Genomic DNA, 500 nt, shown 5'->3' on the forward strand with positions numbered 1-500 from the left:
GAACAAGCTCTGGCTTACGGCACTAAAGTTGTCGGCGGCGTTACCCCGGGCAAAGGCGGTCAAACCCACCTGAACCTGCCTGTATTCAACACCATGAAAGAAGCCGTTAAAGAAACCGGCGCTGACGCATCTGTAATTTACGTTCCAGCTCCGTTTGTTTTGGATTCTATCGTTGAAGCCGTTGATTCAGGCGTAGGCTTGGTCGTTGTGATTACCGAAGGCGTGCCTACTTTGGACATGCTCAAAGCCAAACGTTACTTGGAAACCAACGGCAACGGCACCCGCTTGGTCGGCCCAAACTGCCCGGGCGTGATTACTCCGGGTGAGTGCAAAATCGGTATTATGCCGGGCCACATTCACACTCCGGGCCGCATCGGCATCATTTCCCGTTCCGGTACATTGACTTACGAAGCCGTGGCACAAACCACCAAACTGGGCTTGGGTCAATCAACCTGTATCGGTATCGGCGGCGACCCGATTCCTGGCATGCACCAAATCGA

General features: G+C 54.0%; 1 protein-coding gene. It reads left to right on the top strand.

Features of this window, described 5'->3' with window-relative positions:
* Positions 1 to 500: succinate--CoA ligase subunit alpha (locus ACTHUR_RS18915; RefSeq protein ID WP_440400319.1), on the top strand; the 500-nt coding region annotated here is incomplete at both ends.

Source organism: Neisseria sp. P0021.S007 (assembly GCF_051956855.1).